Raw genomic sequence first — 9,625 nt, forward strand, 5'->3', positions numbered from 1 at the left:
CACCTCACTTTCTCATCTTCGGATCTAATGCGTCTCGTAAACCATCCGCTAGTATATTAAAGCCAATCATTAATAAGGAAATAATCACAGCCGGGTATAAAAGCATATATGGATATACCCTATAATCATCGAAGGCTGTATCAATTAGTGTACCTAGTGATGCGATTGGTGGTTGTAGACCTAAACCAATAAAGCTTAAAAAGGCTTCAAAGAATATCGCACTAGGAATCGTAAACATCGTATTAATAATGATCACACTTGTCACATTCGGAATTAAATGTTTCATCAAAATCCGCTTATCATTAGCACCTAATGTTCGTGCGGCTAAAACGAACTCTTGTCCTTTTAATTTTAAAACTTGGCCACGAACGATACGTGCCATGCCGATCCAACCGGTTATCGTCAAGGCAATCGTGATGGCAATTAATCCAGGATCAAGTAATATGATCATCAAAATTACTACAACTAAGTTTGGAATTCCCGAGAGAATTTCAATAATACGTTGCATAATATTATCCGTTCTGCCACCATAGTACCCGGATATTCCACCGTAAAGTACACCAATTACCATATCAATCATCGCAGCAAGAAAACCAATATATAAGGAAATTTGTGTTCCTTTCCAGATTCGGGTCCATAAATCACGCCCCATACTGTCCGTGCCAAACCAAAAATATTGATCTTCTAAACCTCTCGCTGCATATATATCTACTTCCATTGCAACGGTTAAGTAACCATTATCGCTTTCTTCTTTCGGAATCACTACTTCTGTGCTTTTGACAAATTCTTTATCAATTTCATATCCTTTAAGTCCACTTTCAATTGCATCTTCTTTTGATGTTCCTTGCACTTCATATGTTTGGATCCCATCAAAACCAAGCCAATCTAAACCTTGAATTTTTGGTGGTAAATAGGCTGCATCATAATTCGTTTCATCATTTTCATAATCATTCATTAGTGGCCCAATAAAGGCAATTAAAACAATGAATGCTAGGACTATTAATCCAGAAATAGCTCCTTTATTTTTTCCAAGTCGTATCCAAGCATCTTTCCAATAGGAGAGTTGAGGACGATTCAGCTCTTCACTGGCATCATCGTGTAAATGGACACGTTTGAACTTTTCCGTGTTATATTTCTTTGTGTCCTTGTCCATTAGTCCTTCCCTCCTGTAATTCGAATTCTTGGATCTATAATTCCATATAATAAATCAACTACTAAGATTATCACGACAAATAATACAGAGAACAACATGGTTGTCCCCATAATAACCGGATAATCATTAACACTGATTGATCTAACGAATTGTTCACCAATCCCTGGAACTGCGAAAATTTGTTCAATAACTAATGTACCAGTCATTAAGCTAACAGTCATTGGACCTAAGACAGTAATAACAGGAATCAATGCATTTCGTAGTGCGTGTTTAAACATAATACTACTATTTGAAACACCTTTTGCTCGTGCCAATTCAATATAATCAGACCCTAATACTTCTAACATTTCGGTTCTCATAAAACGAGCACAAATGGCCATCGGAAATATCATCAAAGCTATTGTTGGTAATACGGTATAAATCGGTCCTTCCCAAAACGAAGGCGGGAAAATTCTCCATTGAACCGCAAAGTAATATTGAAGCAAACCTGCGAATACAAATGACGGTATGGATATCCCAATAACCGCTAAAACATTGGAAGAGTAATCTAACCAAGTGTTATGTCTTATAGCTGCAATCATCCCTAAAACAATTCCTAAAATAGAGCCAATAATTAAAGCTTGTGCCCCTAGTTGTGCAGATGGACCAAGTCGATTCAGTATTATGTCTGTTACCGATCGATTATTATATTGAAACGACACGCCTAAATCACCTTGTACCATACCTACCATGTATTTGGCATATTGTACAGGTACAGGTTCATTCAAACCATATTCTTCTAACAAAATCTGTTCCTGTTCTTCTGTCATCTTGCCCCCTAGTTCGTTAAACGGAGAACCCGGAAGTAATTTCATCAGAAAGAACGTCGCTGTTGCAATAATAAACAATGTAATGATCATATACACGAGTCGTTGCAAAATATATTTGGCCATTGCTTCCACCTCCTATATAGTAAAATTCACCTTGATTTTTGTTAATAATTCTAACAATTCTGAAAACAGTTGAAAGAGAGTATAGCTATCCAATCTATGCTATACTCTCTTTGCCATTCTATAAGATTAGATATTCATTGTAACTACTTAACAATATCTACATATTTAAAGCTATAGTCATTACCAAATGGATTTAGTGAATCCATTCCTTTTACATAGTCTTTTGCAAGTACAGATGTTTTACGCTGCATAATTGGTGCAATTGCTGCATCTTCCAATGCAATTTTTTCTGCTTCTTGCATTGCTTCGAAACGTTCTACAGGTTTTGTTGCCAGCTCACCTTTTGCGGCATTAACTAGTGCATCATATTCTTTGTTAGAATAGGCAATATCGTTGTTTTCTCCACCTGTTACCCAAAGATCTACGAAAGAAATCGCATCTTTATAGTCAGGTCCCCAACCAGAAACTGCTAATTCATATTCTTTATTACGCATAATTTCTAATTGTTGTGACCATGGAACATTGTTAGGTTCAATGGTTAAACCTTCTAAATTGCTCTCAAGTTCTCCCTTCATGAACTCACTAATACTTTTAGCAACATCACTATCACCACTTAAGAAGGTTAATGTTACTTCTTCAAATCCTAGTTCTTGTTTTGCTGTTGCCCATAACTCTTGAGCAGCCTCAACGTCATATGCTAGAACATCACTACCTTGTTGGAAATCTTCTTCTGTTTCAGGGTGTTTCACAAAACCTTTTGGTACAAAATAATTAACTGGAGTAGAGTCATTTCCATAAACAACGTCAATATATGCTTGCTTGTTAAATGCTTTTGCTAATGCTTTTCTGAAGTTTTCATTTTGCATGTACTTGCTAGCAGTTTTTGATTCTTGGTTAAATTTCATCCAAAATACACTTGTTTCAGCAAGTGAGTTGTATTCTGGACTTGTTTGATTATCATTTACTTGTGAACCATATAATGTAACGCGGTCTAATTCGCCCACTTCATAGTTAGAAAGTGCTGTATCTGGTTCTTTAATTACTTTAACATTGATACCGTCTAATGCTACATTTTCAGCATCCCAGTATGTTTCATTTTTTTCTAATTTCCATCCTGCTTCTGCATTCCATTCGGTCATTTTGAATGGACCATTAGATAACATATTCTCAGGTTTTAAGGCGAAATCATCACCTTGTTCCTCTATAAATTCTTTATTCATTGGTAAGAAAGTTGGAAAAGCAGCATAGGATTCAAAATATGGTACTGGCTTCTCTAATTCAACTACAAAAGTATAATCATCAGGAGCACTTACTCCTAACTCAGATGGCTCTAAATCTCCTGCATAGATTTCAGCAGCATTTTTAATTTTGCCACTCATTAAATAATTTGCGTAGAAAGACTTGTTATCCGGATTAATTGCTCGTTGCCAACCATAAACAAAATCTTGTGCTGTTACAGGGTCACCGTTTTCCCACTTTGCGTCTTCACGTAAATGGAAAGTATATGTTAAACCATCTTCACTTACTTCTGTTTCATCTTTCTTTGCAATCCCGGAAACAATTTCACCTTCTGGAGCTAAGCGATATAAACCTTCATACACTGTATCTGTGTATTGAATTGATACATTGTCCTCTGCTAGGATAGGATCCATTGTCGGAATGTCAGATGGAGAAGAAATACGTAATACTTTTTCTTCAGCGCTTTCATTTTCCCCAGCATTGTCGTCTTCTGTGCTATCGCTTGCACCTGAGCATGCAGTAAGTACTAAACCAAGAACAAGCGCTAATACTAACAACCACCATTTGTTATGTCTCATTAAAATAATACCCCCTATTTTTTTAGTTTATAAAGACAAAACTTACAATAGATATTATACATATAATTTTCAAACAATTCACTATATTTTTCGTCATTTTTCAACAAAATCGTTTAAATTCAATGATTGCAAACGATAAAATGGTATTATAGTCCCGAATTCTCTAAATTAGTCTGAATTATTAGTTTTTTCAGTTTATTTTAATTATTCAGATAATTGATATTATTGCTAGATTATTTCATAATAAATAAAAAAGGAGACAAGATATTCATGAGAAAAGGGACTAATCATTTTATACTAATAGTCGTACATTGCTTAGTATGTCTACTATTAATCATATTATTTACTAAAAATGTTTCATTACTCGCATACATCAATACTACTTTTTATATGGGAGCCTTATATTTAATAGCAGGACTTTTACTCTACGTAATATCGAAAAAATTCTTTGATATTACTGCTTTCAGCTTCCGAAAAGTGTTTACTAAATGGCAAAATAGCTTTGATGAGTATGAATTACCGTCTAATAGAGTAAATACTAATTGGGTTCATTTCTTTTTTATCCAAGGAGGAGCTTTGTTAGGGGTAATGCTTATATTATTACTATTATATTACTAAACTTTTAAAAAATGATAAATTTTATGTAATTTAGTAATAATTATATATGGAAATGATAAAACAGAATAAATACTAGTTAGAAGAGTTTTTCATTCTAGTATAAACAAAGCCTTGGGATCCCAAGGCTTTGTTATATTTATGAACAACATCCTGATAGTTTTAATCTATTCTTCTTAAGACCCTATATTTGTCTCTAATATGCAAATCCACGAAGGCAAATGCGGCATCCTCCATTTTTTTATTTTCCCAAATTATTCAGGAATATAAGGCAAATCTAAATTTTCAGGAACATTAATAACATGGGTATCTGCGTAAGCTAGGATCCCTTCCTTACCATATTCACGCCCCATCCCAGATTGTTTCACACCACCGAATGGGAAACGCACATCTAGCCCTTGAACCGCTGCTGTATTAATCATTGTCGTTCCAGCTTGTATATGCTTTGCAATCTTTAAGGCATGTTCTTCTTCTCCCCAGACAGAACTTGTCAAACCAAAAATACTGTCATTGGCTAGCTCAATCGCGTGCTGGTCATTCTCAAACGGTAAAATGGGAACTGTTGGTCCAAATTGTTCTTCTACAACGATCGGGTCTTGCTGGTCAGCACCTAAAACAACTGTTGGCTGCATGAAATAACCTTCTTCAAATAAATTTTGGTCAAGAATCTTACCTAATTTAACTACCTTAGCACCTTTACTTTCAGCATCATCAACTAAACTTTGTACATATGTTGCTTGCTTTTGATTATTAACAGGACCAACTGTAACGTTTTTATCAAAAGGATCTCCCACCCTAATCCACTTGTTTGCTGCCTCGATATACTTTTCAACAAATCGATCGTAAATGGATTGATCAACATAAATTCTTTTTGCAATCATACATATTTGGCCAGCGGTAAGAAAATTAGAAATAACTAGACGTCTCATTGCTCTTTCATCATTGACATCAAAATCACTTAAGATAATCGCTGCGTCATTTCCCCCTAATTCCAATGTCATATGTTTGATTGTATCAGCCGCAGCCTTCATAATATGTTTCGCTGTTTCCGTCCCACCTGTAAAGGCAATCTTTGCTATTTTAGGGTTCGATGTTAACTCCACACCAACCTCTGCTTTTCCATGTACCATGTTTAATACTCCTGGTGGAAATTCATTGGCAATTATTTCTATGACTTTACTAACAGCAAGCGGGGCCAACGGACTTGGTTTCAACACCATCGTGTTTCCTGCTAACAATGCAGGAGCTATCTTTATAGTGGAAAGTGATATAGGATAATTCCAAGGTGTGATAGCAGAAACAACACCAATGGCATCCTTTGCAATAATGGTCTTTCCATTATCATGCTCTTGAATATCACTTTTCAAAACTTTCTTTACATTATCACATGCATATTCCATCCACATTAGTGAAACGCCTATTTCACCTTCCGAATCATAAAGGGGTTTTCCATGCTCACGTGATAACAATTCAGCAATCTCAGGCGTGTTATCGTTAATTTTCTGAATCGCACTTCTCATTCGTTCAATCCGCTCATCAATAGACGTTTCTCTCCAAGTAGTAAAGGTGTCGTGCGCTACATCAATCGCCTTGATCGTATCTTCAACCGTATTAACTGGTGCATAGCCTACAATTTCATCCGGATGTGCTGGATTTTCGCGTGGATCTTGTTTGTCGGCCTTTAGCTTCTCTCCATTGATGATAGCATCTATATGTATAAGGTTTTCAGGCATAAGGTTTTCTTCCTTTCTTTTAAAAAATCTATTAACATTATGCCCTACCCATCAATTGATAATTCATCATAAGGCTTAATACCATTCAGCTCATAAGCAAAACTTACGAATGATAACGAAAGCAATCTTTCAACTTTACCTAACAAATGTTATTATAAATAGAAGAAAATGATGTAAATGCTTATTTAGTAGGAATCTAAGGGCTAAATGACATAAAATGAGACTTCTATCAATGGGGGTTTTACGGACGATTAGCACCGTGATAAGTAATTGTGAGAAATTATATACAACATGTGATAGAATCAAATGAGTATAAGCCTAAATAAATGTAATATACATTGATAATTAAATGAGTATTCATGAAAAAGAATTATGGAAAAAAATATAGATGGATTTATTGAGGTGAAGGAAAATGAAAACAATTTTTTCAGGTATTCAGCCAAGTGGTAGTTTAACATTAGGAAATTATTTAGGTGCGATGAAGCATTTTGTGGCATTGCAAGAGGATAATCAGTGTTATTTTTGTGTGGTAGATGAGCATGCGATTACGGTTCCACAAGACAGATTGAAATTACGCGAAAATATTAAGTCTTTGGCAGCATTATACATAGCTTCAGGAATTGACCCAGAAAAATCTGTGCTATTTATCCAATCAGAAGTTGCTGCACATACACAACTGGGTTGGATGTTACAAACCGTGAGTTACATAGGTGAATTAGAGCGTATGACCCAATTCAAAGATAAATCAAAAGGTAAAGAAGCAGTATCAGCTGGTTTGCTAACATACCCACCGCTAATGGCTGCTGATATTTTACTTTATAATACTGATATTGTACCTGTTGGTGAGGATCAAAAACAACACTTGGAACTGACACGTGATTTAGCACAGCGGTTTAATCACCGTTTTAATGATATTTTCACCATTCCGGAGATTAGCATTCCAAAAGTCGGAGCACGGATTATGTCCTTACAAGAACCAACGAAAAAAATGAGTAAATCGGATGAAAACCAAAAGGCTTCTATTTTTATGCTGGATACCGAAAAACAAATTGAAAAAAAAATTAAAAGTGCTGTTACGGATTCAGATGGTATTGTCAAATATGATAAAGAAAATAAGCCAGGTATTAGCAACTTATTAACTATTTATGCAAGCTGTACAGGTGAATCAATTGAAGAATTGGTACACAAATATGACGGCAAAGGTTATGGCGAATTTAAACAAGACACTGCGAATGCTGTAATTGAGGCATTACGTCCGATTCAACAGCGTTACCATGAATTAATTGAATCAGATGAATTAGATGATTTACTTGATCTAGGTGCTGATAAAGCGAACTTTGCAGCGAATAAAATGTTACGTAAAGCAAAAAAAGCAATGGGACTTGGCCGAGTTAAGAAAAAGAAAAAATAGTATTTAGAAAAATTTAGATACACAAATTATAAGAAAAGCACAGAGCGCCCGCATAGAAACGTAGCGACTGGAGCTATTCAACTGAGATAAAGGAATCACTTAGAAAAGCGAACCGCTGATGACTTTCGCACAAGGACATAATGGCGATTCGTGAAGTCGCCTAGCTTTTGGGCGCTTCCGTAGACATCCGTGCAAATTTTATACTTTCTTGTCTTGTTTAAGAAAACCTTGGAGTTCAGAATGAATTCTCCAAGGTTTTCTTATTTACGATCTTAATGATTTAGTTGAATAAGGTTCGTGTTCCCGCTCCCAAATATCTTCATAAAAAGCTTGTCCTTTAATAATTTGTTTGCAAAAATGTTCATGTTTGGAACTCCAGCCATTCGCTAAATCTCTGTAAAGCTTTTTCCATGCTTCACTAAAAGTCATTTTTTTAATTGAGTGATATTGCTCCGGTACCCATTCTGTTAACCAGTATCTTACTTCTTCCTGGCAATGAGCGACTTCTAATTGATCCAATGCGATCATTAGTAATTGTTTTAATTGACGTTCTCTTCTCGTTAGACCAACCATATATTCTGGTGGTAAGGATAAAATGTGAAATTCTTTATCCGTATGGTCAGGTATTGAGTATGTCTTAGCCGTTCGTCCCTCAATTAGATCAAATACTAACCGCTCCTGACGGGGGATTAATCTACTTTTTCGAATCGGAATATGATATCCCATCGTATCAAATGCTAGTATGGATGAACCATTCGTGATGACACAAGCATAATCAAGCTGTTGCCGTTCCTGATTTTTTCGAGTATAGGCACGTTGATAAATTTGATCTAGCATAGATTGAGGTATATCTTGCAAATCATTTTCAATGTATTGAAAGGTGTTGTCATCGATGAAGAGTATCGGAGCCTGATCTAGAATTTCAATACCATCTGACTTTCTCCATTCATGGAAGGGACATACATTATAGCCGTTTTCTTCTCCTTCAAACCAATTGACCCATACATCATGTAAATACAACATATGACGAACCCTCACTTTGACTAATCTGTTTATCAAACAGTATGAACCAATACGAGATAATTTATTCTTTTCTTGTTATTATTTAACAGAAAATAGTGTCATCTTTTGAACAGATATTCCCATAAAAATAAGACCCAGAAGGAAAAAATAACATTCAATTTTCGCTTGAACAATGGCAAGGTAATCAAGGAAAGACAAGCCAGCCGGTATAAAATTCAAATAAAGAATAATCGATACTCCACCTGAGATAGACAATCCAAACCCAATCAAAAAAAGTAACACATAAATCAACTTAACCCGCCCCTTAACACTTTATACTCATTATATGTACAAGCCCCTAATCTATGACAAAAGGTAGAAGCGATCAAAGGACAAGTTACATGACTAATTTGTGTATATAATAAAAACAAAACCTCCTCTACATGATATTTATCAGATGTCAAAATAAATACTGCAAACCAAAGTACAGGCACACGCTACGGCAAGATACTTCGCTCTGCAAAGTGTTATGATTTTTAAAAGAGGTAATACACGGGAATTCGTTTCCGAGTACTTGTACTTTAAAAAGATAGAATAATGTGATTAGCGGAGGCAGAATACGGAGACTCCTGCGGGAACTCACGCGAGCTGTAGATCCACTTGGTAAAGTGAAGTTCTTTACCAAGTTAGCTGAAGCCGTGCCCGCGGAAAGCGTAGTATTCTGCCGGAGCGTATGGTCCCCCTCAACAAAATGCAATGTGGAAGGAAGTAAAACTACATCAAAATTATGTCGCGGTTTAAGTTTTTTGTGAATTGTTCTATTTTCTTTCCATAAATCGAGTAGGAGGATAATCATTAATTGATTATCCGACCTCTCACACCACCGTACGTACGGATCCGTATACGGCGGTTCCAACTTATTTAGGCATGCACCTTTCTATAGTGCTGTAGACTAGAGATTA

At 35.7% G+C, this 9,625-nt stretch carries 7 protein-coding genes; 2 read left to right on the forward strand and 5 right to left on the reverse strand.

What is annotated here, in order from left to right; translation table 11 throughout:
* Positions 1 to 4 precede the first annotated feature (4 nt).
* From opp3C to ACTWP4_RS14935, 3 genes are all read right to left on the reverse strand, one after another.
* On the reverse strand, positions 5 to 1,153 hold the full coding sequence (gene opp3C, locus ACTWP4_RS14925; RefSeq protein ID WP_443129576.1) for an oligopeptide ABC transporter permease: 1,149 nt from the start codon (positions 1,151 to 1,153) through the stop codon (positions 5 to 7).
* On the reverse strand, positions 1,153 to 2,085 hold the full coding sequence (gene opp3b, locus ACTWP4_RS14930) for an oligopeptide ABC transporter permease (protein ID WP_443129577.1): 933 nt from the start codon (positions 2,083 to 2,085) through the stop codon (positions 1,153 to 1,155). Before opp3b ends, opp3C begins: the two co-directional genes overlap by 1 nt.
* 143 nt (positions 2,086 to 2,228) lie before the next feature.
* A complete protein-coding gene (locus ACTWP4_RS14935) occupies positions 2,229 to 3,902 on the reverse strand; it encodes a peptide ABC transporter substrate-binding protein (protein ID WP_443129578.1) in 1,674 nt (557 codons plus the stop codon).
* A 270-nt stretch (positions 3,903 to 4,172) separates the two neighbouring features.
* On the opposite strand from ACTWP4_RS14935, the gene ACTWP4_RS14940 reads away from it, so the two are divergent.
* The gene (locus ACTWP4_RS14940; protein WP_443129579.1) at positions 4,173 to 4,520 is read left to right on the forward strand and encodes a DUF3899 domain-containing protein; all 348 of its coding nucleotides are present in this window, start codon (positions 4,173 to 4,175) and stop codon (positions 4,518 to 4,520) included.
* 251 nt (positions 4,521 to 4,771) lie between these two features.
* Here ACTWP4_RS14940 and ACTWP4_RS14945 read toward each other — a convergent pair whose 3' ends face one another.
* Positions 4,772 to 6,250, reverse strand: coding sequence for an aldehyde dehydrogenase family protein (locus tag ACTWP4_RS14945; RefSeq protein ID WP_443129580.1), 1,479 nt, complete (start codon positions 6,248 to 6,250; stop codon positions 4,772 to 4,774).
* A gap of 412 nt (positions 6,251 to 6,662) precedes the next feature.
* Between ACTWP4_RS14945 and trpS the strand changes: the two genes are divergently transcribed.
* Positions 6,663 to 7,661 carry a tryptophan--tRNA ligase gene (trpS, locus tag ACTWP4_RS14950; RefSeq protein WP_443129581.1) on the forward strand — a complete coding sequence of 333 codons (999 nt, stop codon included), beginning with the start codon at positions 6,663 to 6,665 and terminating at the stop codon, positions 7,659 to 7,661.
* A 264-nt stretch (positions 7,662 to 7,925) separates the two neighbouring features.
* On the opposite strand, the gene ACTWP4_RS14955 is transcribed toward trpS, so the two are convergent.
* On the reverse strand, positions 7,926 to 8,684 hold the full coding sequence (locus tag ACTWP4_RS14955; RefSeq protein WP_443129582.1) for a YjbA family protein: 759 nt from the start codon (positions 8,682 to 8,684) through the stop codon (positions 7,926 to 7,928).
* Positions 8,685 to 9,625 lie beyond the last annotated feature (941 nt).

Origin of the sequence: Gracilibacillus sp. D59 (genome assembly GCF_052246695.1) — a bacterium.
Lineage (GTDB): Bacteria > Bacillota > Bacilli > Bacillales > Amphibacillaceae > Gracilibacillus.

Coding starts and splice junctions, on each gene's coding strand:
- opp3C (WP_443129576.1), bottom strand. CDS start 1,153: ATGGACAAGGACACAAAGAAATATAACACGGAAAAGTTCAAACGTGTC.
- opp3b (WP_443129577.1), bottom strand. CDS start 2,085: ATGGCCAAATATATTTTGCAACGACTCGTGTATATGATCATTACATTG.
- ACTWP4_RS14935 (WP_443129578.1), bottom strand. CDS start 3,902: ATGAGACATAACAAATGGTGGTTGTTAGTATTAGCGCTTGTTCTTGGT.
- ACTWP4_RS14940 (WP_443129579.1), top strand. CDS start 4,173: ATGAGAAAAGGGACTAATCATTTTATACTAATAGTCGTACATTGCTTA.
- ACTWP4_RS14945 (WP_443129580.1), bottom strand. CDS start 6,250: ATGCCTGAAAACCTTATACATATAGATGCTATCATCAATGGAGAGAAG.
- trpS (WP_443129581.1), top strand. CDS start 6,663: ATGAAAACAATTTTTTCAGGTATTCAGCCAAGTGGTAGTTTAACATTA.
- ACTWP4_RS14955 (WP_443129582.1), bottom strand. CDS start 8,684: ATGTTGTATTTACATGATGTATGGGTCAATTGGTTTGAAGGAGAAGAA.